Raw genomic sequence first — 25,353 nt, forward strand, 5'->3', positions numbered from 1 at the left:
TTATTCTCTCACCTCCTCAAGCTGCAAAAACTGTTTATCACGTTCAAACAGCTCGTTATATACAGCCTTTCGTCCTAAATTTAGTATTTTGCATAAGTACGAATCAAGTATTATTCCATATACATGATACTGTTTTAAAAATTCATTTTTGCCCATATTATGAGCCTGTATATGGTGCTTGCGGCATAACGCAATAGCATTCATACCTACATGAACAATATCATTTCTATCCCTACCCATACCGACAGCGTCTAAGTGATGTACTTCTGCCTTATCATTACAAATAGCACACTTCCTATGCTCCAAGCACATATATAAATATTTACCGATTTCTTCGGCACGATTAAGCATGGTATCGAGTGTCGGTACATTCCATTCAAAACAGAATTTTATCAAATAAGATATAAAACCTGTTGCAGTTTCCATATCCGCTAAATTAGGCTTTTTTGGGGATAAGCTGAAATACTCAAGGTCATTATCCATACAATAATTTGATGTAAAGTATTTACGCAAATCTTCACTGTCATGTCCGCTCCAATCAGCAATCTCTCCGATTATTGCAAATATTTTTCTTCGTTGTTCAGACGTACATTCCCGACCGTCGCATAACCGTAATTCAACGTTTTTCACTTGTTTTCTAATCATCTCACAGCTTATCGGTTCTTGTGGAATTATCAGCATATTACAGCCGTCATACTCTACAATTTTTGCTGTTGTTATCTGCGACATTCTTATCCCCTACCTTGTTATTTATCAATGTGTTCGTGCAAGAAGATATATCTGCTTTTCGAGGTCATATTTGAATATATAAAATCTTCAGCTTCTTCCTGCGACAGATGTTCATTCATGGCTCGCACCTCATACGCATATTCGCCCTGTTCTTTTTTGTCTGCAATTTTACGCTTAATTTCCTCTTTTTTGTAATTTGCTTCAATAAAGTAATAATCGTATCCCTTTGCACTGATACCTTCCATGGTTCGGGTATCTGTTGCGTATAGCACTCTCTTTCGTCCGAAATATAGCCTATATCCGCAGTTCGGAACGTCATGATATAGTTTGATAGGTGACAGAGCAAATACTTTATAATCGTATCTTTTTCCTATGTCGTATACATCAATTTGTGTCGGTGAAACTCCACAGTCTATCAACTTGGGAACCATCCAACGACAACAACCAAATCTTAAAGTCGGACGTTCCGCCGCCAACTTTCGTATGGTTGACGGTCGGAAATGGTCCGAGTGTTCATGTGTCAGTAGTACCAATCTTATATACTTGTACACATCTTTAAGTTTTTTGAAAGATACACCACAATCTATCAATATATCATCAATTTTAACTGCATTACCTTTAGAACCTGTGGCTATGATACTATATCGAATCAATATCTATCGCCTCCTGCTCGGTCATCTCACTACCGCTTTGTTCCTGTTCGGTCTGCTCTCTGTTATCCATTTCATCTATTGTTTTAAAATCGTCAGTATTGCCTACCATATCAAGTTCAGATTGTTGTAATATCTGATTATCACTATCAGCATATGTATAATCAAATTCTGATTCTTCACGGTCTGCCGGAATTGCCTTTTCCATCTCTATTGATACAGGACCCCATTTTGATATAATGTGTCTAAGCATTGTCTTTATAGCCATTTCATCAAAGTTTTTATACCAGAATGAAGAATATCGCCACATATCTTTTTCAGGGACTTCTCCGTTTTGTATTTTTTCGTACATTTCCGCACTAAATGCGGGAGAATATCTATCGGCATGAGCCATCATTTTGCGAATTGGCCAATATATTGCTTTGCGAAAATTATCAGTTGTCTTTATCATTGCATAATAACCGATTGTCCTTGCTTGTTCTCTTTCATACTCATCTTCAATCAAGCATACGTTATATTCTTCTTCCAGTTCATTTCGGCTGATTAATTCGCCCTCTTTTATTGGTAAAGCTACAATCTTTTCGTACTTACCTGTTCTTTGAGCAAGTTGGATATATCCTTTATAACCCATTTGGAACTGTGCCTTTTTCACGGTATGTTTTTTCCACTTGCCATTGTTATCCAATATATGATTGCCGTTTTCATCTAACATCCACATTGTTTTTCCGTATTTGTCCTTTAGAGCCGTTTCATACGGAACTAAATAGCAATAGCCTAACTGTGGTGACATAGAAAGATTTAAACTATCTGCTAAAAATGCAGCAGAAAGAATTGTACTTGCTTCACATTCTTGCAGTTGTGGATTATTCGCAACTACTGTTGATACATTTGCTATAAAGTTATTGGCACGTTGAGGGTCTTTCAACGTGTTATTAATCAATTTTTTGTATGCCGGTGTAGTTATCGCTACACTGAATTTCGGTTTTTGCATATTACTTGCCATAACGAATACCCTTTCTCTTCATAAATTCTGTCAGTTCTCTGAACTGTTGTAGTGTGGCGTATACCTTAAACTGTGACATAAATATTTTTTCCTCTTGCGGTTTAATCTCTGCTTCTGTCGGCTTGAATACTTGTGGAGGTGCAAGCTGTTCTTTTGTCTGTACAGGTTCTTTTACAGCTTGTACAGTTTCTTCATTGTCACTTTCCGACTGTACCTGTGCTTGTTGTCTTGCTGCTTCCGCAACGGCTCGTGCAGCTGCTTTTTGCTTTGCACGTTGTTCTTCCTGCTTTATTTTTCTTTCTTTTTCAGCTTGAATGGCTTTATGACGTGCTGCAACGGTGCTTACTGCCTCCGACACATTTAGATGTTTCTTGTATTCAACCAAAATTTCTTCTTTGTCTTCTTGTATATCAATAGCCTTTAAATCGGTTGCTACACGCTCTACAATATTATTTACTTGCTCTTTTAGCTTTTTTTCCGATACTGATAATGTTATTTTCAAGCCTAATTGTTCAAATGAAATGAAATCAATATTTTTGGCAGTAACCAATTCTTCAAAATACTCTTTTACCGAATTTTCTTTTGCGAGTTTTAATCCATCTTCGATAACATCAATTTTGGCTTTCAGTTGCGAATTGGCTTTTGTATATAGTCCTACACAATCCTTGTATTTGTCCTGCACCGCCTGTATCGGTGCAATAACTTTTTCAATTGCCGTTTTATATACATCATCAAGTCTTGATTTTTCAGCATTCATAGCCGCACGCATTTTTTTGATTTCCTGTCTATTTTCCTCTGATACTGTAACAGTGTCAGCAAATGCAGTACGTCTTTGAATTTCCGCTTTTACCATATCCAACTGTTCCGATATGACCGGAAGTTGGTTTATAACTATTAAATTCGGATTATCTTTTACGATAATCATTTCTTCTTTATCGTTCATCTCGTTCCTCCTCATACTTTGCGTCAGCCATTACGTCCCAATAATCATCCGGTCTGCCATTATCAAAATAATCTTCGCCGTAATGACCTGTTCTTGCTTCTTCCATTGCCATAAGTGCGTCATAGCTATCACTATTAAAAATCATTGACAACTCACCTCATTTCTGATAGAATAAAAATATGGTATATTGATATGTACCTGATTGCATTGACCGCATTGAGCTGCAACTCTGCGGTCTATTTTTTTTCAATTTTTAAGCTCAATTCGCAATGACATGCACTACCAAAATTATCATTTTCTCGGTACATTTTTGTTCTTTTAAACTCTCTTTCTTCATAAATACTGCAACAATTCAACATTTCATCATCAGGCTGAAATGCTGCTCTGAATAGCATACACGCTTGAGCTCGGCTATCTGCGTTGATAACAACCCAACCACCTGTAAAAGGCTGATTAACCAATCCGAATGTAAAGTAAAATTTCATAATTTGCCACCTCCCATTATTATCATCATTAAACTTTCTAAACCTATCAATATCATGCTGAATATGACAACTGATATGATATACTCCAATTTTTCGTGCTTTTGTTTCAGTTTTAATCCCTCGCTTTCTTGTACCTTATAAGCACATATAGACAGGGTTGCTATACATATTTATTTCGGATAATAAGTAATAGTTTTAACAGCAGAACTGTATGGAAATTAATTCATAGGATTTAGTTTTAATTTATAATTTTAACAACCCTGTCCGTATCTGCTTATAAGGCTTGTCCTATATCTCACAGACACATCAGAACCGCCAACCTATTAAAAATAAGTTTTATGGGACGTCTTACATATTAAAAGTTGACGGCTCATATCTGCCTGCGAGATTTTATTTATTATTTACTTGTTTATAATTGCCAAAATTTGATTTGTGTCAGCATTCCACTTCGCATCAAATTTGCGTTTTATTATTTGTGGCTTTTTCTTAGCTGCATATCTGCCGTTTTTAAGTGTAGGTAAAACCTGTCCCTCTCCAATCCATAACTTACGACCCTCCGGACTTAAGCTATTCCATATATCAATTATCAACTTCATTGCGTCGTCCATTATTTTTACCTCCAATAATTTTCATTCCGATAAATATACCTATACCAAATGACACCATTGCCAAACCTATCTGTATCATTGTTATCCTCCGTTTCTTGTTTGACATAATTAATGAGCTATGTTATAATGATATTGGTTGTGGGAGTGTGTACGCATAGAGCGTCACGCTCTCTTTTTTATTTCGTAAATAACCGCTCATAATTACTACCCTGCCTTATCTTGTTTATTCATTGCAAAATGCGGTAAAGCATTTACTCCAATTCTTTTGAGAATTGCATTAACATCTTCCGGTGTTTTATCACGACAATAATCATCTGCAATTTTTACATTGGTGTTACCAATCTTAAATTCTTCAACAAATTCACTCATATAATCCACCTCCCAACTTAATATATTTACATCACAAATTGTCCTATTCTGTTTTTGACAAATTCTTTTTCGCCCATAATTTCAGTGATTGAGCCACATTAGATATTTCATCTAATGTTTTTATGACGTTATTTAATTTCGGTCGTTCTTCGACAGATATAGCACCGTCAGCGGTTATATCTAATAGGTCTTCTTTCACATTTGATATCTCGCGTAATGTCGATAATGCTTTGACTGTAAGCCTGTCCAAATCCTCAATTTCGATTTTCGGAAATTCAGCACCCAAAGGGCAAACATTGGAACAGTACCAATTTTTTAATTCGGGTGCATTATATACATCTGCCATCATCATAATGCTTTCGACTGGTACGACCTTTGTCAAATCCAATTCGTAACTTGCCAAAGTCGAACTTGATAATCCCAACATTTCCGCCGCTCCCTCACGACTGTTTAATTTGTCATTGTACTTTGCCGCCGCCAATCTGCACTTGCAGTACATATTGTTGGCCGCTTTTGTAGGGTTACTTCCCATTTATTTCACCTACCTTTCATGTTATAATCTAGTTATGATGAAATTAGTTCAGATGAAATGTCCAGATACTTCGATATGCGTTTTTTAGTTTCCGGAATAATAAAAGTTCCATTTATAATTCTTGTTACATATGCACTTGAAAGATTAAGTTCCGCCGCTAAATCTGCTATCGACATATCTCTATCAATCATAGCTTTTTTAACCTCTTTGCACCAAGGGGATAATTTTCTCTTCATTAATAAACACCTCCTTTAAATCAAATTGACTTTTTTGTATAATTGTGTTACACTGTTTGTATATAACACATATTGATGAAGGGACTAATTAACAGTGAATGCTGCTTAGCCAATCCTTATGCAAAACATTACTTTTTGCAGACCGAATTTGGTTGTGCTTGATGGAATTCAGAACAGTATTTCTGTTCACTTATTTCGCAGTTGTGTATTGATATCCTTTAATAGGCAATAGTTTATCTAACTTCTTGTCTATATAACTATTTGACATAACAATAACTCCTTTCATTTAAGTTGATAAAGTTCATAACACATTTTGTTTATAATGTTATTATAGTGTGAATAATTCACACTGTCAATACTATTGGTGTGAATTTTTACAACTTTGTTTAATTTGTATAGATTGGCGGTGTGAATTTTGAACACTTTAGATAAAATATTATCTTTGCTTACCGAAAAAGGCATTCAACAAAAAACATTTGCCGAAAACATCGGTGTTACAAAACATACTATAACTGATTGGAAAAACGGTAGAAGCAAATCATATATGAAATATATTGATAAAATTGCTGATTTCTTCGATGTTTCCGCTGACTATTTGCTCGAAAAAACAGATGATAAATCCCCTTTACCCAAAGAAGCAATAAATATATTTGATAATGTTGATATGAATGCTTTTAGTAGACAATTATATGAGCAATTAACAAAAGAAGAAAGAAAAAAAGTCCAAGAATATATTTTATTTTTAATTAGTCAAAGAGCAAAAAACGAGAAAAATGATAAATAGAATTAATTAAGTCACATTGAAACAATAAGGAAGTGGTATATTGAAAAACATCTTGTCTAATATTCTAACTTTAATTAGTATATTATCAGGAATAACAGGCATATTATCTTGGCTTATACCTAATCTTTCTCTACACCAGAAAATCTATATATGTATGATTGTAATATTAATTATATTAATTATATTTAATATCAAACTATTAATAAAATATAAAAAAGTAAAAAAGGAATTACGTCAATCTAATAAAAATAGAAAAGGACTTGAACAAAATATAAAAGAATATCAACATTCCAATGCTGTTATGAATGATATAATACAGCAAATTGAAAATTTATTTTATGTTTCAACTCTTAATGATACAAATGATAAAATTATATATATTTATGAGTTTCTGCAAAAATTAAAAAATCGATTATAGGAGGAATTGTATTATGTTTAAAGTAATAAAAATAATTAGCGATAAAAGAATTGTTATAAACGCCGGAAAAAACGAGGTCCAGACAGGTGATATATTAAGAGTTATTGAAAAAAACAGTGAGGAAATAGTAGACCCTGATACAAATGAAGTGCTTGGCACTCTTGATTATATCAAAGCCACTATCACTGTCGAATATGTATATGAACATATGAGTATATGTAAAAATTATGAAACTAAAACAGTGAATGCTCTTGACCCTTTTGAAACCCTAAGACAACGTGAAGTCACCTCGCCTTTAAATGTAAATTTATCTCAAATCACCGGTGGATACAACATTGATAACAAACTCATTGAGATAGGTGATTTAGTAGAATTACTATAATATCATAATAATCACTAAAGTCGCCAACACCAATATCTCAGCCTTTAATAAATATCTCTTTTGCAAGTATTTACAATAAGCCATGATATACGTCATTATACACCAGTAAAAACCTAAAGAAAAATAAAATGCTTCTTTCTTTGTACAAAAAAATGACATACTTTTAAATAAGAAATCACTTAACATAATTAATCACCGTCCATTAGTAACTTTATTGTTATTGTAATTGTAATTTTATAATTTGTCAATATTTTTATAAAGAACGGAATATAAAAAGTATAAAATACTTTTTATCAGTTGTGCTATCCTATATGTGCATAATTTAACTTGCCGGTAATTTGCCGACAAATATATCAAATCACTATGTAGTAACAACCTTTTATATTTTTCCTTGTGTATAATACTAAATATAGTTTATTTCTAACTTGCCTGTAACTTGCAGATGTATACTTATCATTATTTTATATTTATATTGAGAAAAAAATAATAAACAACCGTAAAATAACCGGTTGTTTATTTTTATACCCATTTTACTGTTAAATATATCAAAATTAGATATTTTCTATCAAAACCAACTTTATTTTGTAATATAGTTGTAAAATAACTGTAATGCAAATAAAGGAAGTGTACATATATGAATAAATCAAACAATGACGAATATTCTGAAATGGTAAAGCTATTTAACCAACTTACCGTTGAAGAAGCTGAACTTGTACTGATTTTTATAAGAAATCTTCGTCAAAACCGTAAAACCGATGAAAAGCGAAAGGATGACTGATTATGCAATATTGTTTATATCTAAGAAAATCTCGTGCCGACAGTGAAGCAGAAGCACTAGGTGAGGGCGAAACATTGGCTCGTCATGAGAAAGCATTATTGGACCTTGCGAAAAAACTTAATTTAAACATCACTGCTATTTATCGTGAAATTGTTTCCGGTGAAACTATTGCCGCCCGTCCTGTTATGCAACAATTACTGCAGGAGGTAGAGCAAGGCATATGGGACGGTGTATTGGTTATGGAGGTAGAGCGTCTGGCAAGAGGTGACACCATAGACCAAGGTATTGTTGCTCAAACATTCAAATTTAGCGATACAAAAATAATTACTCCAATAAAAACCTACAATCCGAACAACGAATTTGACGAGGAATATTTTGAATTTGGTTTGTTTATGTCACGCCGTGAATATAAAACAATTAATCGACGTTTACAACGTGGCCGAATGGCTTCAGTAAAAGACGGAAAATATGTTGCCAATAAAGCACCGTACGGATACAATCGGATCCGTATTGAAAACGATAAAGGCTGGACTCTTGAGATTAACAAGGAAGAGGCTGATGTTGTCCGATTGATTTTTGAATTATATACTGTCGGTGAAAAACAATCGGATAATACATTTAATAGGCTGGGCACAGGTTTTATTGCCAAACGTCTTAATACAATGAAAGTGTCACCAAAGCGAGGCAAAGTATGGGTAGTAGCATCTATTCGTGATATATTAATCAATCCGGTATATATAGGTATGATTCGCTGGAACTGGCGACCACAACAAAAAAAGATGATAGACGGTCAACTCCATATTTCACGACCGCGGGCAACAGATTATATGCTTTGCAAAGGATTGCATCCACCTATTATATCCAAAGAAACATTCGACATAGCTCAAGACTTAATGCAGCATAACCCTGCACGTCCTATCGGCGAAAAAAATACAGTAAAAAACTCATTGAGCGGCATTGTTGTGTGTGGTGATTGCGGACGGCATATGGTTAGACGACCGCATACAAAATACCCCGATATGTTAATTTGCAGTGAACCGACTTGTAACAACGTAGGCTCACAGTTACGAGTTGTCGAAGAACGTATTCTTCAATCCCTTAAAGAATGGTTAGGAGAATATAAAATATCATGGGATATAACTTCACCCCCTGTTGAACGAATTTCCCAGGTTTCCATAAAGAAAAAAGCATTACAAAAAGAACAACACGAACTTGATACATTAAATAAGCAAATAAGCAAAACACATGACCTATTGGAGCAAGGCATATACACCACTGATGTATTTCTTGAACGTTCACGAGCCTTATCCCTGCGAATGGACGAAGTTAAAGAACATATCGCCATATTAGATAAAGAACTTAAGACCGAAATCACCCGCGAAGACAGTGCTGTCAATATAATCCCCAAAGTAGAAAAACTGCTTGAGGTTTATCATGACTTGCCTTCCCCAAAAGCAAAAAATGATATGCTGAAAGATGTTCTTGAAAAAGTTGTCTATACAAAAAAAGAACGTTCAAAAAAAGGCAACCTTGATAATTTCAATATCACAATTTATCCGAAAATTCCGAAATATATTACATAATGAAAAGCTGTTCACTGTTGAGCAGCTTTTATATTATAGATAACCTCAATGTGCCAATTCCTCCGTACCTATATCCGTAAGCAACCCCTTTGAAACTTCATCGGGCATAGTATATCTTTGCGACAAATATCTAAGTGACGCGCCGAGTTCACCGTTTGGACCGCCGTATTGAGTTATAACCACATTTGCAAGACGTGGATTTGGTTTTGAAACCTTTACCGGAAATTCAAGAAATTTATTATAACTAAACATTACTTATTATCCTCCTTTTCCCACGGCCACGGATTATCAAGCCAGTTAAACTTATCCTGCATAGCGGTTGAAAACTGGTTTAGCGGGCCGAATTTTTCTTCATATTCACATTTCAATTCCTTGGTTTTCTTAACAAGTGCCTGAAACATTCTGAATGCCTTTTTATCGTCCGAATGGGTATCAAGATACAAAAGCATATCATAAGCGGCAAAATTACTGCACTGAATTTTTTTCAGCATTTCAACTCTTGAACATTCCATCACATACCGCCTCCCCACTGTTTACAAACCTTACCGTATTCACACATATTCAAATCAAGTTCAGGGAATATCGTACCTTGCATAAGCCCTGTACAATCATCATAAACTTCTTCCATTTCCTGCACAGGAACATAACCGTAGCCGACACAACCGCACTTCGGATAAGGGCAGCTCGGTTTATTTGATTCTGACATTTATAACAACTCCTTTTTTCAAATTCGGATTTACATATCCGTAATATATAGTATGATTTTATACCAATAAAGGTGAATTTTATTTACATATACCTTGATTTAAGTTATAATAATGAAAAAGGAGTGAATGAATATGAAACGATTACTTATAGTAGTAGATTACCAAAACGATTTTGTATGCGGAAGTCTTGGTTTTGACAAGGCAAAAGAGCTTGAAAAAGGCATTTTAGAAAAAATCGCCGAATACCAAAATGACGAAATAATATATACTTTAGACACTCATTTTGACGACTATCTCACCACAGCAGAGGGTAAAAGTCTGCCTGTTCCCCATTGCATTAAAGGAACCGGCGGTCACAAGCTTTACGGCGGATTAGCCGACGCTTTAAAAGGCAAGCTATGTTTTGAAAAAAATACATTCCCGTCGCTTGAAATGGCAAAGTATCTTGAGGGCAAAGACTTCGATACAATAGAGCTTTGCGGACTTGTGAGCAACATATGCGTACTTTCAAATGCCGTTATGGCAAAATCGGCTTGTCCGAATTCCGAAATAATTGTCGACTCATCTCTTACCGCCGCGGCAGACGAAGAAATGCATCAAAAATCACTTGACGTTATGAAAGGTTTATTCATAAAAGTACTTTAACAGAGCCTGTCGACAAAATGTCGACAGCTCCAAAAATCACATCTTATGATGTAATTTTTGAGTATTTTCAAAGAAAAAATCTAAAGTTCCTCCAAAGTCGAAACTTTAGATTTTAAGCCATTTCTGCCGCACATGTCGTCAGAAATGATTATAACTTGAGGTTACACCTCAAACTCCCAAAATAAAGTAGACAAAACCATAAAGGTTTTGTCTGCAGTCTGTTTAAAAATCAGAAAAAAGTATTAAATATCAGATTATTTTTTCTAACATATTGCATTTGAAATTCGGTCATAGTATAATCAAAACGGATATTTTTTGTATGTGAAAGAGAGGAAATGAAATGGCAAAAGCAATAATAAATACAGCAAGAAATCAAGGAAAGATAAGCAAATATATTTACGGTCAATTTGCCGAACATCTTGGCAGATGTATATATGAAGGATTATATGTTGATGAAAATTCGGACATACCTAACAAGAACGGTATGCGTTGTGATGTTGTAAACGCTTTAAAGGAGCTTGAAATACCGGTATTGCGTTGGCCGGGCGGTTGTTTTGCGGACGACTATCACTGGCGTGACGGTATCGGCGAAAAATCACAGCGTCCTTATATGGTTAATACAAATTGGGGCGGTGTTGTCGAAAACAACCACTTCGGTACACACGAATTTTTTGAGCTTTGCGAACAGCTCGGAACAGAGCCGTACATATGCGGAAATGTCGGCAGCGGTACTGTACAGGAAATGCGTGACTGGGTTGAATATATGACATTTGACGGTGATTCACCGCTTGCAAACGAACGCCGTAAAAACGGCCGCGAAAAGCCTTGGAAGTTAAAATTCTTCGGTGTCGGCAATGAAAACTGGGGTTGCGGCGGTAATATGCGTCCCGAATATTACGCCGACCTATACAAGAGATATGCAACATTTATAAGAAACTACGGCGATGAGCCAATCTACAAAATTGCAGGCGGTCCGAATGTTGACGATACTCGTTGGATGGAAACATTAATGCAGAATATCCGTCATATAACAGAGGGTATTTCTCTGCACAACTATACTTTTGAAAGTGCTTGGGAAAACAAAGGCAGTGCAACCGAATTTGACAATGACGGTTGGTATAAACTTATGGCTAACGCTATGAAGATGGACAAAGTTATAAACGTTCACACTGCAATTATGGACAGATACGATCCGGAAAAGAAAATCGACCTTATCGTAGACGAATGGGGCAACTGGTTTGATGTTGAAATTGGAACTAATCCGGGATTTTTATATCAGCAGAATACTATGCGTGACGTTATAAGCGGTATGCTTATACTTCACGTTTTCCACAAGCACAACGACCGTGTTAAGATGGCTAACATTGCACAGATGGTGAACGTACTTCAGGCAATGATTCTTACGGACGGTGAAAAAATGGTGCTTACACCTACATATCACTTGTTCAGAATGATGAAAGGTCATATGGACGGCGAAAGAGTTGACGTTGACTATGACTGTGAAGAACAGGAAATCAACGGCTTGAAGTTCCCTAAAATCAGCATTTCCGCTTCAAAGAAAAACGGTGAAATGACTGTTTCAATCTGCAACACAAGTCTTAACAGTGACGAAGATATGGAGCTTGATTTGCGTGACGGTGAATTTTCTGTTGCAGACGGAGAAATTCTTGTATCGGAGCATATGAACGACTGCAACACATTTGACGCACCGAACACAGTTGAGCCGAAAAAGTTTGATGTATCACTTGAAAACGGTAAACTTTCATTCAAGCTGCCTAAAATGAGTGCTTGTGTAATAACATTAAAGTAATGGCAAAATGTAAACGGTGCAGATTAAAAACCGTTCTTTCCGAAGACGATATTCAAAAAATGGTTGAGCAAGTCACTTCAATGAAAAGTGTACGGCTTGTAAGCAGTGATGTATATAAAAACAGATTTGATATTTGTCAAAACTGCGATGATTTTATGTACGGCTCAACGTGCGGTGTATGCGGCTGTGTTATGCAGGTAAGAGCGAGATTATCGGACGGCAAATGTCCGAAGAAAAAGTGGTAATATGAGTAAATATATTTGTGTATTTTGTGACGAACGAAAAAAGAGCGACACCGCTCACCTTATAAACGGTAAAATCGGCATATGCCGACACTGTTTTGAAAATCTTGACAAAACGGCATACGCCTCACCTTATCAAGGTACGGAACATATCGCTTTCACAATGTCGCCCTTTGAATACACAAAAAGTATGCGTAAAGTTATACTTGATTTAAAATTCTCAAATTGCAAAGCCTATGCAAAATTACTTGCCGATATGATGAAAAATTATCTTGATTCATATGATATATGGGATACATTTGATTATATCGTTCCGGTTCCTCTGCACAAGAAACGTTTAAAGGAACGCGGTTACAATCAATCCGAACTTATAGCAAAAGAAGTTGCGGAGTATTTAAAAATACCTATGCGTACAGATTTGCTTATCCGCACAAAAGCAACTAAAAAGCAAAGTTCACTTGTACGAACGGAACGTGTTACAAATGTTCAGAGTGCATTCAAATGCACAGAAAAATGTGACGGTAAGAAAATATTGCTTTTTGACGATATTTACACCACAGGAAACACTGCTCAGTCTTGTGCAAGAGAATTGGCGAATAACGGTGCTGAACAAATATGTGCTTTGACGCTTGCAATTCACGTTCAAATAAAATTACCTATAATTGCGTATTAAAAACAAAATATCCGTTAAAAATAGATATATATTACATCAAGAAAGAAAGGATTTCTTATGAAACATATATCTAAACGAATATCGGTAATTTTATTGTCAACAGTAATATGTTGTGTGTTTTGCGAAAGTACCGTTTTCGCATTGTCAAAGATAGGCTCGCGAGGTCAGGAAGTCACAAATATTCAAACAAGGCTTAAGTCTTGGGGATATTACAGCGGAAATATTGACGGAATATACGGTTGGCGTACCGCCAATGCGGTGAAAGAATTTCAGCGTAAGAACGGTCTTACCGCCGACGGTATCTCAGGTCCCGCAACACTTTCAAAAATAGGTTTGCCGACAGGCTCATCATCAAGTTCATATTCTAATGATACAACACTTCTTGCAATGGTTATAAATGGTGAAGCAAGAGGTGAAAGCTATGAGGGGCAAGTGGCAGTAGGTGCTGTTGTTTTAAACCGCGTACGTCATTCCTCGTTTCCGAACACAATCGCAGGAGTTGTATATCAACCCGGTGCATTTACCGCCGTTGACGACGGACAGATTAACAAAGCGATACAATCATCTTGCTATAATGCCGCGCGTGACGCTTTGAACGGCTGGGATCCGACAGGCGGTGCAATATATTACTACAACCCATCCACAGCAACAAGTTCATGGATCCGTACAAGACCTATTATTAAAACTATCGGAAAACACGTTTTCTGTAAATAAGGAGAATAAATTATGTCTGCAAAAGCTATTGTATTGACTGTTCTTATTGTAATATTTCTGCTTTTGGTCGTTATAGACGGCCGCAGAAAATTAAAGAAGAATAACAATAATGATTAAAAAAGACTGTCGGCGATTTTTTGCCGACAGTCTTTTATTGTTTGGTTTCTATTCTGAAAACTTCCACTTTATCGTCATACCACGCACTTACGCCGTCAATATATGACGCTATCGCGCTGACTTCCATAACGAATTGTCCGCTGTCCGAAATATACGGCTCACCGTCCATAAGATTTTCATTTCCGTTTACAAGTAAATGAGTACGTCCGCACTCTGCCGTAACGACATATTCACCGCTTTTCAGTGTAAGTATTTTTTCGTCCGAATTATATTCAAAGTCGAAATGTTCGCTCCACTCGGTTTTAAGACGTTCAAGAATACAAATCACCGCACCCCATATACGACCGTTTTTATTAAGGCTCCTTACTCCCCTTGTATCAGGCTCTTGACCGTTCACAAGTATTTTGCAGTAAGGCTCGGATTCGGGAATGTACTTAATCTTATCGATTTCTTCTATCGCCTCAAATTCCGCTCTGTCTGCGTCATTTTTGCAATCTTCGTATATTCCGTCAAACGTACATTCCGTAAGAGTATCATTTTTAGTTTCAACACTTTCAAATTCAATTTCCGTCGTTATGCCGTTCATATTCGCCTTTAGCTTTAGCTTTCCGACATTTTCTGTCGAACGAATAAACACTCTGTTCGTACCGCACTCGGCATAGACGTAATTTTTATGTATAACACTCTCGTGCTTATCTTCAAAATCAAATTTACCGCTGTTATATCCGCCCAAGAATACACCGTCACCGCTGAATTCAAAGTCAATTTTATCATAACACAACGGACAAATATCGCCGTTTTCATCGGTTACTTCAATATCAACGTATGCAACGTCATTGCCGTCAGCTTTAAGTCCGTTTGTATCGGTGTGAAGTGTTAAGTGAATTTGTGACGGTTTACCGACTGTTTTAATCGTGTCATTTGCAACAAGATTGCCGCTGCAGTCATATCCGTATGCGGTTATCTCACCGCTTTCGGTTATGTCGATATTCGGAAACGGGAACACAAATGTGTAAATCGGTTTATCGCACACCCCGACTTCTCTGCCGTTGACTTTTAAAACAATTTTCGCAATATCATAACTGCCGATTACATACACCGTCTTATTATGTGCGTCACGAAAATCCGTTTCGCCTGTTTCTTCCCAATATGTGCCGTTGAACTTTTTCACATTGTATTTGTAATTATCGCCGTCAGCTTTAGGATAATTTCGGTGACCGAAAATTTTAATCGCACTTTTCGGTGACTGCATAACGCGAAACACGTCGAAGCTCTGCTTTTTATTACGCACCGCGTCAACTCTGCCACTCATTCTTGCGTTTTCACTGTACGCCTGTCTTCCGTGTTGTGCCGAATCTGTCCAGCACAAAGCCGCACAACCGCTGTAATAATCCTTTTTCGACGCACCGCCTATTCTGTCATTGAAAAATTCGCCATAGCCCTTAGCCGAAGCAAGTGCCAAGTCCTCCGAAGTCATATCGTAAAAATCAATACCGACCTGCTTACGACCGCCCTTTCCGCCCCACTTTGTCTTATAATCAAAATCAGGCGGTGAAAAATCGTCCCAAATTCTTCTCGGCGCTTCTTCACGCAAATATTCAGTTTCCATAATCGGTCCATGCTCGGCGGTAAATCTTGCGGCATGGCGGTTAAGCATAGTTCCGACAAATTCGGATTCTTCTATAACGTCCTCTGTATTCAATGTACGGCACCCCATAAATCTTCCGCCGCTTGGGTCAAGTTTATCTTTAATCGCACGCATCTCAGCCATATGCTCTTTGTTTATCGAATTATTGCCCGCCTCCCAAAACAGGATTGACGGACTGTTTCTAAACGCAATTATCACATCACGCATAAGTTCAACTCTTTGTTTCCACTGTCTGCCGAAATTCTCACGTTCTTTGTCACCTGCAGGTTGTGTACACACAATGCCGTGACGGTCAAACGAACGAACATCTGCTTTTGAGCCTGCAACGTGCATAAAGCGAATATGGTTTGCATTACTTTCTTTTATAAGCATTGCGTCAACGTCTTTCAGCCATTCGGGTGCAATGCCGATTGTCGCCCATTCATTCGTTGCCCTTTGTGCGTAACCCCTAAGCCAAACAGGAACATCATTCAAAAGCACGCCCCTATCCTTGTCGTAACCGACCTTTCTGAATCCTGTTTCAATAATTTCACTGTCGCACAATTCACCGTCTGCAAAAAGTCTTACTTCCGCTCTGTACAAAAACGGATTGGCTATGCTCCAAAAATTCAGCTTTGTTGTATCCGAAACGGCGCTTACTTCCGTTACGTTAAGCGACTTTGTAACCGTTTCGCCGAGTTTGCTTTCATCATTAACCGCTGTATAGTGCTTTCTCCCGTCAGGCAAAATCTCCGCAATATATGCGTCTGTCGGCGTTATTGACAACGGCGGTATTTTAGCACTTGTTGAATTTACAACACATTCGTCCGATTTAAAATGCGTTACTTCTTCGCCGTCAATATTTTTTATGATTACTTCAATATATGCCTTGACAGCTTTTCCGCTTTCGTTTCTGATTTCCGACTCAACATTTATTTTCGACGTACCGTTTTGTATATCAAAATCACTGCCGTAAATATATGTACCTTTTGTCATAAGATTGCTGTAAAGCGGCAAAGTCAAATATATCTGCGATTTAAAATGAATTTTTACAGGTCTTGTTATACCGCCGACAGACGGATTGAAGTCATTGCAATTCCAAAAATATCCCACACCCTCACACGCTTTATCGACCTCTTTGTCCTGCGGAAACAAGTACGAACCGGGTATAACGTCAGGCTTGTTCGGTGTTTCTGCAATACAAAAATCCGTTTCACGCGTGGCGGTGTTGTCAGTCGCAACAGCGATTAAATTCGGTTTATCGTAATCGATAAACGGAGTCAAATCAAACCCAAACGGTGCAACACCGTTTTCGACATATCCGACCATTTTACCGTTTACGTACAAATAGCACGTCTGACGTATTCCCTCAAATTCGATAAGTACCTTTTGACCGCAATATTCTTTCGGAACGGTCAAATAATTTCTGTAAAATACCGCAGTACGTTTTTGACCGCTGCCGGCGTCCTTTATTCTGTCACGAAACAAATCGGTATCGTTAAACGTATGCGGAAGAGTTACTCTCTCCCAATTTTCTTCTATATAATCAAGTTCATAAAAACAGCGTCCGTTTTTATCCTTATGCTTTTCAAGTGCTTTTTGCATAGGAAACTCATCCGCAAGCAGAAAATGCCAGCCGTGATGAAAACAGAAAACTTTACCCTCTTTCATAAACAAAATTCCTCCATTATAATGTTATTTCTATTTTACCACATCAAACACATTTTTGTTATTCAATAATTGTCTTTTATATTGCAAAGATTGCTTTTTATATTGAATGTGGTAAATCTATATGATATAATTTAAGAAAACTTGATTTAAAGAGGCGAAAATATATGGATTATGTAACTTTAGGAAGGACAGAAATTAAAGTCTGTAAGAACGGATTCGGTGCATTGCCGATACAACGTATAAGCTTTGATTCCGCAAAAGAAATACTTCTTCATGCGTATAACAGCGGAATTAATTTTTTTGACACCGCACGTTTTTACACAGACAGTGAAGAAAAAATCGGTTATGCGCTGTCGGACGTTCGTGACAAAATATACATTGCCACAAAAACCGCCGCACAAAATGCCGATGATTTTTGGAAAGACCTAAATACAAGTCTTAACAATATGAAAACGGATTACATAGATATTTACCAATTCCACAATCCGTCATTCTGTCCGAAACCGAATGACGGTACAGGACTTTATGAGGCAATGCTTGAGGCAAAAGCACAAGGCAAAATTCGTTTTATCGGTCTTACAAATCATCGTCTTGCAGTCGCACAAGAGGCTATCGACTCCGGACTTTACGACACAATTCAGTTCCCGTTCTGCTATCTTGCAACGGACAAAGATATTGCGATAGTTGAAAACTGCAAAAAAAATAATCTCGGTTTTATAGCAATGAAAGGACTTTCGGGCGGTCTTATAACAAATTCCGCCGCCGCTTATGCGTTTATGGCACAATATGATAATGTACTTCCTATTTGGGGTGTTCAGCGTATGAGTGAGCTTAACGAATTTTTGAGTTACAACACAAACCCACCGTCTGTGACAGGTGAAATTAAGGAACTTATTGATAATGACAGAAAAATGCTTGCAGGCGAATTTTGTCGCGGTTGCGGATATTGTATGCCTTGTCCTGTCGGTATTGAAATAAATAACTGTGCAAGAATGTCGCTTCTTCTAAGACGTTCACCGTCCGAACTTCAGCTTACTCCCGCTGTTCAGGCTAAAATGAAAAAGATAGAAAATTGTCTGCACTGTAATCAATGTAAATCAAAATGTCCTTACGGACTTGACACTCCAAAACTTTTGGAGGAAAATTATAAAGATTACGTTGAAATTTTAAACGGAAAAGAATTTTAAAAAAAGCGGTTTGCTTGCAAATGACCGCAAAATATGATATATTATAAACAGCCTAACGGCTCGGATATTGAGTTTGAGCAGTAGGCGGTTGTTTCGGAAAGGATTCAGCTATGAGTGAAACAACGGTACAATTATTGTTGATTTTGCTTATTGTATGGGTAATAAAGAAATAACCGCCTTACGGGCATAAGGCGGTTGTGTAGAATGTAATCTACATTTACATAACATTATGACGTAGAAACAATCGTTTTACTGCTCCTACTCTCTATTTGAATTATAACACTTAACAAATGTCATGTCAAGCACTGTTACAGTGAAAAATCCTCAGGATTAAAATTCGTTTTCAATTTACGCATACGTCTTACATGACGTTTTAAAATATCGTATTTGAATTTATCACAAGCGGTATCTGTAACGGACACCGCTTGTTTTTTTATATCACAATACATTTCATCTTCGCTTTTTTTATGTGCCATCTGACAGACGGCACACACTTTATTTATATTTTGCGAATATATCATTGCACATACAACACCCTTTTATAAATTACATACTTTCAACAGTTTCAATTCCAAGCAAGCCCAATGCTGTCTTTATAACCTTTGTTGTTGCGTCAACTATTGCAAGACGTGCTTTCTTTGTTTCTTCGTCAACATCGTCTTTCATAATAGGATTTGTGTTATAGAACTTGTTGAATGACTTTGTAAGATTTGTAACGTATCTGTTTATATAGAACGGCTCGTTCTTGTCTGCCGCATCTTTTACCGCATCACCGAATCCGTTAATTTGCTTTACAAGCGAATATGCCTCATCAGATGCCGCTTTTGAGAAGTCTGCATTTGAGTAATCAATCCCCTCTGCTTTTCTCAAAATACTTCTGCCGCGCGCATAACCGTACTGACAATACGGAGCAGACTCACCCTCAAAGTCAAGCATAGTATCCCAACTGAATATAATATCCTTTTCACGCGAATTTTTAAGGAATGTATAAAGTATTGCGCCGATACCGATTTTCTTTGACGCGTCTTCGATATCCTCAACATTTGAGCCGTTTTTCTCGATAATTTCCTTAGTCTTTTCGATTGATTCGTTTAAAACGTCCTCAAGGAATACAACGTCACCGTGACGTGTTGACATATTCTTACCCGGAAGTTTTACAAGACCGAAACCAACGTGAACACAATCATCTGCCCAATCCCAGCCTGCTTTTTTCATTACGGCAAATATCTGCTTAAAGTGAAGTGACTGCGGAATACCGACAACGTATATATTTTTATAGAAATCATATGTTCTGTGACGATATAGAGCCGCCGCAATATCACGAGTTGCGTAAATTGTCGCACCGTCCGATTTAAGCACGATACAAGGCGGTATATTAAGTTCTGACAAGTCAACAACCTGTGCGCCGTCACTTTCGGTAAGCAATCCTTTGTCACGAAGTATATCGACAACTTCGTCCATTTTATCCGAATAGAATGCTTCGCCGTTATATGAATCAAACTTAACGCCAAGCATATCATATACTCGCTTGAACTCAACAAGGCTTATATCTCTGAAATAAGTCCATAGAGCCGTTGTTTCCTCGTCACCGTCCTCAAGCTTTTTGAAGTATCCTCTTGCCTCATCGTCAAGTTCCGGGTGCTTTTCAGCTTCTTCGTGGAATTTTACATATATCTTTAAAAGCTCGTTTATAGGGTCTTTTTCGATAACCTCTTTAACACCCCATCTCTTGTAAGCACATATAAGCTTACCGAACTGCGTACCCCAGTCGCCAAGGTGATTAAGCGACTGAACATCATATCCAAGGTGCTTGTAAATCTTTGAAAGCGAATTTCCGACAGCTGTTGAGAAAAGGTGACCGATATGGAACGGCTTTGCTATATTCGGTGACGAATATTCGACAAGCACAGTCTTGCCCTTACCCATATCCGACTTGCCCCAATCCTCGCCTGCGTCAAGTGCGGAAGAAACAGTTTCCGAAATAAACTTTTCACGGTTTAAAAAGAAGTTTAAATAACCGCCGGCAGCCTGTGCCTTTTCAATCATATCGTCACCCGACATTTTTTCGGCAAGCTCCTGTGCAATAATAGGAGGTGCTTTTCTCATAACCTTTGCAAGCGGAAAACACGGAAATGCAATGTCACCCATTTTTTCATCAGGCGGAACTTCGACGGATTTTTCCACAACTTCTCTTTCAAGTCCTGTTATATCAACAATTTTTTCAATTATATGTTCTTTAAAATCCATTATCTTTACTCCTCATTTATTAAATCACTTGTTATTATAACATTTAAACAGTGTTTATGCAAGGTCGGTTTTGTACATTATTCTGTTTTTTCGGCAAAAATATTGTAATAATTGCAAAACGGGTATATAATAAAGAGGTTAGAGTAATTAAATGAGGAGATTAGGAGATTAATTATGATAAAACGTGAAAATATAAGAAATATCGCAATTATCGCCCACGTTGACCACGGTAAGACAACTCTTGTTGACGCAATGCTTGCACAGAGCGGTACATTCCGTGAAAACGAACAAGTGGACGAAAGAGTTATGGACTCAAATGACCTTGAAAGAGAAAGAGGTATCACAATCCTTGCAAAGAACACTTCTCTTTACTACAAGGGTGTTAAAATAAATATCATCGATACACCTGGACACGCCGATTTCGGCGGTGAAGTTGAACGCGGTCTGGAAATGGTTGATGGCGTACTTTTGCTTGTTGACGCATTTGAAGGCTGTATGCCACAGACACGTTTCGTATTGTCAAAGGCATTGGCACTTGACCTAAAGCCCGTTATCGTTGTAAACAAGGTTGACAGACCGAACGCAAGACCTTACGAAGTTGTTGATGAAGTGCTTGACCTGTTTATTGATTTAGGTGCAACAGAAGAACAGCTTGACACTCCTGTTATATACGCATCCGGACGTGATGGCTGGGCAACCGCAGAATACAATCCGGAACAGCCGAACAGTGACCTTACTGAATTGTTTGAACTTATCGTAAATTCAATTCCTTGCCCTAAATGCGAGGACGACGCACCGTTCCAAATGCTTGTTTCAAACATTGACTATGATGATTATACAGGCCGTATCGCAGTAGGTAAAATCGAAAGAGGCAGTATAAAAGTTAATATGCCGCTTTCAATCTGCCGTCACGACGGTAAAGTAACAAGAGGAAAAGCTACAAAGCTATTTACTTTTGAAGGACTTAAAAAAGTTCCTACAGACGAAGTCGGTGCAGGTGACGTTGTTGCGATTTCGGGTATCGCTGATATTAATATCGGTGAAACGGTTTGTGACGTTGACAATCCCGAAGCACTTCCGTTCGTAAAAATCGATGACCCTGTACTTTCAATGACGTTCAGCGTTAATGACAGTCCGTTTGCAGGTCAAGACGGTAAATTCGTTACTTCCCGTCATCTTCGTGACAGATTGTTCAGAGAACTTGATTCAAACGTAAGTCTTAGAGTTGACGAAACAGATTCGACAGAAAGCTTTATCGTTTCGGGACGTGGTGAACTTCACCTTTCAGTACTTATCGAAAATATGCGCCGTGAAGGTTATGAATTCCAAGTTTCAAATCCTGTTGTTATTTATAAAGAAATTGACGGCGTTAAGTGCGAACCTATCGAAAGACTTACAGTTGACGTTCCTGATGAATACACAGGTACTGTAATGGACGGTGTTATAAACCGTAAAGGTGAAATGACAAATATGGCACCGACTGCACAGGGATATACAAGACTTGAATTTTTAATTCCGTCAAGAGGTCTTATCGGTTACAGAAGTGAACTTCTTACCGCAACAAAGGGTACGGGTATCATAAACAGTATTCTTGAAAAGTACGAGCCGTACAAGGGCGACTTTAACGGCAGAACCCGCGGTACTCTTATCGCTTGGGAGGACGGTACAACTATTACTTACGGTCTTTACAACGCACAGGAAAGAGGTACTTTGTTCGTAGGTGCGGGCGTTAAGGTTTACGAAGGTATGATTGTCGGTGAAAACGCAAGACTTGAGGACGTTGTTGTTAACGTATGTAAGAAAAAGCACGCAACAAATACCCGTTCATCAGGTTCTGATGACGCATTAAGACTTGTTCCTCCGAGAGAAATGAGCCTTGAACAGTGTCTTGACTTTATCGCTGATGATGAATTATTGGAAGTAACTCCAAACCACCTTAGAATGAGAAAGAAAATTCTAAGCACAAGCCTTCGAGCAAAAGCAGGCAACAAGAAGAAATAAAAACATAACATAAAAATAGGATTGCATTAATCGCAATCCTATTTTTTTATAGCAAATGCCTTTCTTGCAAAGCATTCATTTTTTCAAGCGAAATATTTAAAAGTCCCTGTCTGTATTTTTCACGAATCGGATCACCGAAACCTGAAAGCAGTTTCATAACAGATATGTCAAGTGCAATAGCCAAATCGGTAAGCATATCGACATTCGGTTGTGATTCGTCATTTTCATACTTGGTAAGTGTCGAAACACTTATCCCTACTCTTTTGGCAAGTTCTTTTTTGGAAAGTCCCGCTCTTTTACGGTAAATCATAAGTCGTTCACCAAATGAAAAGATTTCCATTGAAAATCCTCCTATTTTATCTTTTGTAATAATGTATCGGCGATATTTGCAAATTCTTCAAGCGAAAGTGTTTCACCGCGTCTTGACGGTGCAATTCCTATACTTTCAAGAAGTGTTGATATTTCATCTTTCGGAATAGGAAAATTTGCCGAAAGGCAATTTAAAAGAGTTTTTCTTCGCTGTGAAAATGCCGCTTTCACCACTCTGAAAAATACACCCTCGTCCTTTACTTCCACCGACGGTTTATCAAGTACCTTTAATTTTAACACCGCACTGTCCACCTTTGGCGGCGGAACGAACAGTGACGCAGGAACATTTGCCACGATTGACGGCTCCGTATAATACTGACAAAGCACCGTTATCGCACCGTAATCCTTAGTTGACGGCTTTGCCGACATACGCTCGGCGACCTCTTTCTGCACCATAACCACTATATTTTTAATCGGTAATTTTTCCTCAAGCAATTTAGTGATAATCGGTGTAGTGATGTAATACGGCAAATTTGCCGCTATACTGACCTTTTCGCCGTTAAATTCATCGTCAATAACTTTTTTTAAATCAAGTTTTAAAATATCTTCATTTATGATTTTTACATTGTCATATTCCGCAAGTGTGTAGTCAAGCACATCAATCAAACGTTCGTCTATTTCTATCGTAACGACCTTATCGCTGTTTTGCGCAAGCTCGCTCGTAAGCACGCCGAATCCCGGTCCGACCTCTATAACACCGCTTTCAATCTCTGCGGCGTCCACTATTTCTTCAAGTATGTTTCGTGCAGTCAGGAAATTCTGTCCAAGACCTTTTTTAAACGTAAAACCGAATTGTTCCTGAATATTTCTTATCGTGCGTGGTGAAGTTAAATCCATATTATAATATCCCTTCATACATATTAAGTACATATCATTGAGCCTGCCGACAAAATTTCAACAGCTCTGAATATCATTATATCCCACTTTGCAAATTTAGTCAATATAAATGCTCGACAAGTGTTTTTACGCCTATTAATATAAGAATAATTCCGCCGATACATTCTGCCTTTGAGCCGAGAAAACCGCCGAACTTCTTACCGATAAAAACACCGCCGAACGAAAACAAAAATGCTGTAATTCCGATAACCGTGGACGAAAACAAAATCGGCGTACCGACCGCCGCAAGCGTAACACCTGCCGCAAGTGCATCAATACTTGTTGCGATTGCCGCAAGCAAAAGCGATGAATTTTTTAAAGGATTTTTCGGTATTTCCTGTTCGGTGCGTGACTCCCATATCATATGCAGTCCCAAAAATCCCAAAAGCACAAACGCAATCCAATGGTCAAAACGTTCCACAATATCAGTCGCAAACCCCGACACCAAATTTCCGATACAAGGCATCAGAAACTGAAACACACCGAAAAACAATCCCACTTTAAGCGCATCATAAAATCGTATTTTTTTCACAATCATTCCGTCCGTAACCGCCGCCGAAAATGCGTCCATCGCAAGTGCAACAGCAAGGAACAATAAAGACAGTATATCCATAAACCAATCCTCCTACGTCCAATATATGCTCCGTCTATTCCTTTAATGTATAAAAAATCACTATATAATCCGCAATTTCACCCTATAAATTCTATATATTAATTTTCAAAAAAATATTGACAAAGCCTTGATTTTATTGTAGAATAGCCATATAGTATAGAAAGAGGTACGGAATTATGGATAAATTTTCAAAGGCAAATTTGAATAACCTCCTACTCCTAAGCTGAATCGACAATGTGGTCTTCAGTTTTGTTTTTCTGTACTGAACTGTATTGAAATTATGCTGGGTCACATTGTGGCTCAGCTTTTTTAGTTAGAAATTTCATATATTATTTTAGGCGTATTCGCCGGAAA

The 25,353-nt window shown here is 37.6% G+C and carries 30 protein-coding genes and 1 pseudogene; 12 read left to right on the forward strand and 19 right to left on the reverse strand.

Going from position 1 to position 25,353, the window contains the following annotated elements; genetic code table 11:
• The 10 genes from LKE05_RS08315 to LKE05_RS08360 all read right to left on the reverse strand — a co-directional run bounded on the left by LKE05_RS08315 (position 1) and on the right by LKE05_RS08360 (position 5,555).
• On the reverse strand, positions 1–729 hold the full coding sequence (locus LKE05_RS08315; protein WP_308456518.1) for a putative HNHc nuclease: 729 nt from the start codon (positions 727–729) through the stop codon (positions 1–3).
• Between the two features lie 17 nt (positions 730–746).
• Entirely contained in the window at positions 747–1,382 is a 636-nt protein-coding gene (locus LKE05_RS08320; protein ID WP_308456519.1) for an MBL fold metallo-hydrolase, read from the reverse strand.
• Positions 1,369–2,382, reverse strand: coding sequence for a recombinase RecT (locus tag LKE05_RS08325; RefSeq protein WP_308456520.1), 1,014 nt, complete (start codon positions 2,380–2,382; stop codon positions 1,369–1,371). The genes LKE05_RS08320 and LKE05_RS08325 overlap by 14 nt, the downstream gene beginning before the upstream one ends.
• Complete coding sequence (locus LKE05_RS08330) at positions 2,372–3,325, reverse strand: DUF1351 domain-containing protein (protein WP_308456521.1); 954 nt, start codon at positions 3,323–3,325, stop codon at positions 2,372–2,374. Before LKE05_RS08330 ends, LKE05_RS08325 begins: the two co-directional genes overlap by 11 nt.
• Positions 3,315–3,470 carry a hypothetical protein gene (locus LKE05_RS08335; protein ID WP_022228931.1) on the reverse strand — a complete coding sequence of 52 codons (156 nt, stop codon included), beginning with the start codon at positions 3,468–3,470 and terminating at the stop codon, positions 3,315–3,317. The genes LKE05_RS08330 and LKE05_RS08335 overlap by 11 nt, the downstream gene beginning before the upstream one ends.
• A gap of 91 nt (positions 3,471–3,561) precedes the next feature.
• Complete coding sequence (locus LKE05_RS08340; RefSeq protein WP_308456522.1) at positions 3,562–3,810, reverse strand: hypothetical protein; 249 nt, start codon at positions 3,808–3,810, stop codon at positions 3,562–3,564.
• A gap of 401 nt (positions 3,811–4,211) precedes the next feature.
• Positions 4,212–4,418 (reverse strand): hypothetical protein, encoded by a 207-nt coding sequence (locus LKE05_RS08345; protein WP_022228930.1) that lies wholly within the window; start codon positions 4,416–4,418, stop codon positions 4,212–4,214.
• Positions 4,419–4,622: 204 nt separating this feature from the next.
• The gene (locus tag LKE05_RS08350) at positions 4,623–4,787 is read right to left on the reverse strand and encodes a hypothetical protein (protein WP_022228928.1); all 165 of its coding nucleotides are present in this window, start codon (positions 4,785–4,787) and stop codon (positions 4,623–4,625) included.
• A 43-nt stretch (positions 4,788–4,830) separates the two neighbouring features.
• Positions 4,831–5,319, reverse strand: a complete 489-nt coding sequence (locus LKE05_RS08355) for a hypothetical protein (protein WP_022228927.1) — start codon at positions 5,317–5,319, stop codon at positions 4,831–4,833.
• Between the two features lie 32 nt (positions 5,320–5,351).
• Complete coding sequence (locus tag LKE05_RS08360) at positions 5,352–5,555, reverse strand: helix-turn-helix domain-containing protein (protein WP_022228926.1); 204 nt, start codon at positions 5,553–5,555, stop codon at positions 5,352–5,354.
• A 415-nt stretch (positions 5,556–5,970) separates the two neighbouring features.
• Between LKE05_RS08360 and LKE05_RS08365 the strand changes: the two genes are divergently transcribed.
• The 5 genes from LKE05_RS08365 to LKE05_RS08385 all read left to right on the forward strand — a co-directional run bounded on the left by LKE05_RS08365 (position 5,971) and on the right by LKE05_RS08385 (position 9,500).
• A complete protein-coding gene (locus LKE05_RS08365) occupies positions 5,971–6,339 on the forward strand; it encodes a helix-turn-helix domain-containing protein (RefSeq protein ID WP_022228925.1) in 369 nt (122 codons plus the stop codon).
• Positions 6,340–6,379: 40 nt separating this feature from the next.
• Entirely contained in the window at positions 6,380–6,757 is a 378-nt protein-coding gene (locus tag LKE05_RS08370) for a hypothetical protein (protein ID WP_022228924.1), read from the forward strand.
• A 13-nt stretch (positions 6,758–6,770) separates the two neighbouring features.
• Entirely contained in the window at positions 6,771–7,139 is a 369-nt protein-coding gene (locus LKE05_RS08375; RefSeq protein WP_022228923.1) for a hypothetical protein, read from the forward strand.
• A 634-nt stretch (positions 7,140–7,773) separates the two neighbouring features.
• Positions 7,774–7,917, forward strand: coding sequence for a hypothetical protein (locus LKE05_RS08380; RefSeq protein ID WP_308456523.1), 144 nt, complete (start codon positions 7,774–7,776; stop codon positions 7,915–7,917).
• Between the two features lie 2 nt (positions 7,918–7,919).
• Positions 7,920–9,500, forward strand: a complete 1,581-nt coding sequence (locus tag LKE05_RS08385; RefSeq protein ID WP_308456524.1) for a recombinase family protein — start codon at positions 7,920–7,922, stop codon at positions 9,498–9,500.
• A gap of 48 nt (positions 9,501–9,548) precedes the next feature.
• Here the strand turns inward: LKE05_RS08385 and LKE05_RS08390 are convergent.
• The 3 genes and pseudogenes from LKE05_RS08390 to LKE05_RS08400 all read right to left on the reverse strand — a co-directional run.
• Positions 9,549–9,752: pseudogene (locus LKE05_RS08390) on the reverse strand (manganese catalase family protein); the annotation flags it as partial.
• Positions 9,752–10,012 (reverse strand): spore coat protein CotJB, encoded by a 261-nt coding sequence (locus tag LKE05_RS08395; protein ID WP_308456525.1) that lies wholly within the window; start codon positions 10,010–10,012, stop codon positions 9,752–9,754. The pseudogene LKE05_RS08390 and the gene LKE05_RS08395, both read right to left, overlap by 1 nt.
• Positions 10,012–10,206 (reverse strand): spore coat associated protein CotJA, encoded by a 195-nt coding sequence (locus tag LKE05_RS08400; protein ID WP_022228918.1) that lies wholly within the window; start codon positions 10,204–10,206, stop codon positions 10,012–10,014. The genes LKE05_RS08395 and LKE05_RS08400 overlap by 1 nt, the downstream gene beginning before the upstream one ends.
• Before the next feature lie 133 nt (positions 10,207–10,339).
• Here LKE05_RS08400 and LKE05_RS08405 point away from each other — a divergent pair, with 133 nt between their 5' ends.
• The 5 genes from LKE05_RS08405 to sleB all read left to right on the forward strand — a co-directional run bounded on the left by LKE05_RS08405 (position 10,340) and on the right by sleB (position 14,291).
• The gene (locus LKE05_RS08405; protein ID WP_308456526.1) at positions 10,340–10,852 is read left to right on the forward strand and encodes a cysteine hydrolase family protein; all 513 of its coding nucleotides are present in this window, start codon (positions 10,340–10,342) and stop codon (positions 10,850–10,852) included.
• Positions 10,853–11,192: 340 nt separating this feature from the next.
• The gene (locus LKE05_RS08410) at positions 11,193–12,662 is read left to right on the forward strand and encodes an alpha-N-arabinofuranosidase (RefSeq protein ID WP_308456527.1); all 1,470 of its coding nucleotides are present in this window, start codon (positions 11,193–11,195) and stop codon (positions 12,660–12,662) included.
• Complete coding sequence (locus LKE05_RS08415) at positions 12,662–12,907, forward strand: DUF6171 family protein (protein WP_308456528.1); 246 nt, start codon at positions 12,662–12,664, stop codon at positions 12,905–12,907. Before LKE05_RS08410 ends, LKE05_RS08415 begins: the two co-directional genes overlap by 1 nt.
• Position 12,908: 1 nt before the next feature.
• Positions 12,909–13,577 (forward strand): ComF family protein, encoded by a 669-nt coding sequence (locus tag LKE05_RS08420; protein ID WP_308456529.1) that lies wholly within the window; start codon positions 12,909–12,911, stop codon positions 13,575–13,577.
• 57 nt (positions 13,578–13,634) lie between these two features.
• Positions 13,635–14,291, forward strand: a complete 657-nt coding sequence (gene sleB, locus LKE05_RS08425; protein WP_308456530.1) for a spore cortex-lytic enzyme — start codon at positions 13,635–13,637, stop codon at positions 14,289–14,291.
• A gap of 151 nt (positions 14,292–14,442) precedes the next feature.
• Here the strand turns inward: sleB and LKE05_RS08430 are convergent, their stop codons facing one another.
• Positions 14,443–17,706 carry a glycoside hydrolase family 2 protein gene (locus tag LKE05_RS08430; protein ID WP_308456531.1) on the reverse strand — a complete coding sequence of 1,088 codons (3,264 nt, stop codon included), beginning with the start codon at positions 17,704–17,706 and terminating at the stop codon, positions 14,443–14,445.
• Positions 17,707–17,870: 164 nt separating this feature from the next.
• Between LKE05_RS08430 and LKE05_RS08435 the strand changes: the two genes are divergently transcribed.
• Positions 17,871–18,893, forward strand: coding sequence for an aldo/keto reductase (locus LKE05_RS08435; RefSeq protein ID WP_022228910.1), 1,023 nt, complete (start codon positions 17,871–17,873; stop codon positions 18,891–18,893).
• Positions 18,894–19,201: 308 nt separating this feature from the next.
• On the opposite strand, the gene LKE05_RS08440 is transcribed toward LKE05_RS08435, so the two are convergent.
• Both LKE05_RS08440 and argS read right to left on the reverse strand, forming a co-directional pair.
• The gene (locus LKE05_RS08440) at positions 19,202–19,369 is read right to left on the reverse strand and encodes a hypothetical protein (protein WP_308456532.1); all 168 of its coding nucleotides are present in this window, start codon (positions 19,367–19,369) and stop codon (positions 19,202–19,204) included.
• A 70-nt stretch (positions 19,370–19,439) separates the two neighbouring features.
• A complete protein-coding gene (gene argS / locus LKE05_RS08445; RefSeq protein WP_147514367.1) occupies positions 19,440–21,140 on the reverse strand; it encodes an arginine--tRNA ligase in 1,701 nt (566 codons plus the stop codon).
• Positions 21,141–21,314: 174 nt separating this feature from the next.
• Here argS and typA point away from each other — a divergent pair, with 174 nt between their 5' ends.
• Entirely contained in the window at positions 21,315–23,141 is a 1,827-nt protein-coding gene (gene typA, locus LKE05_RS08450; RefSeq protein ID WP_308456533.1) for a translational GTPase TypA, read from the forward strand.
• Between the two features lie 46 nt (positions 23,142–23,187).
• On the opposite strand, the gene LKE05_RS08455 is transcribed toward typA, so the two are convergent.
• The 3 genes from LKE05_RS08455 to LKE05_RS08465 form a co-directional block, all read right to left on the reverse strand.
• On the reverse strand, positions 23,188–23,481 hold the full coding sequence (locus tag LKE05_RS08455) for a helix-turn-helix domain-containing protein (protein WP_022228907.1): 294 nt from the start codon (positions 23,479–23,481) through the stop codon (positions 23,188–23,190).
• Between the two features lie 11 nt (positions 23,482–23,492).
• The gene (gene rsmA, locus LKE05_RS08460) at positions 23,493–24,347 is read right to left on the reverse strand and encodes a 16S rRNA (adenine(1518)-N(6)/adenine(1519)-N(6))-dimethyltransferase RsmA (protein ID WP_147514369.1); all 855 of its coding nucleotides are present in this window, start codon (positions 24,345–24,347) and stop codon (positions 23,493–23,495) included.
• A gap of 100 nt (positions 24,348–24,447) precedes the next feature.
• Entirely contained in the window at positions 24,448–24,999 is a 552-nt protein-coding gene (locus tag LKE05_RS08465; RefSeq protein ID WP_308456534.1) for a manganese efflux pump MntP, read from the reverse strand.
• Between the last annotated feature and the right edge of the window lie 354 nt (positions 25,000–25,353).

The sequence above is a fragment of the Hominilimicola fabiformis genome, assembly GCF_020687385.1.
Lineage (GTDB): Bacteria > Bacillota > Clostridia > UBA1381 > UBA1381 > Hominilimicola > Hominilimicola fabiformis.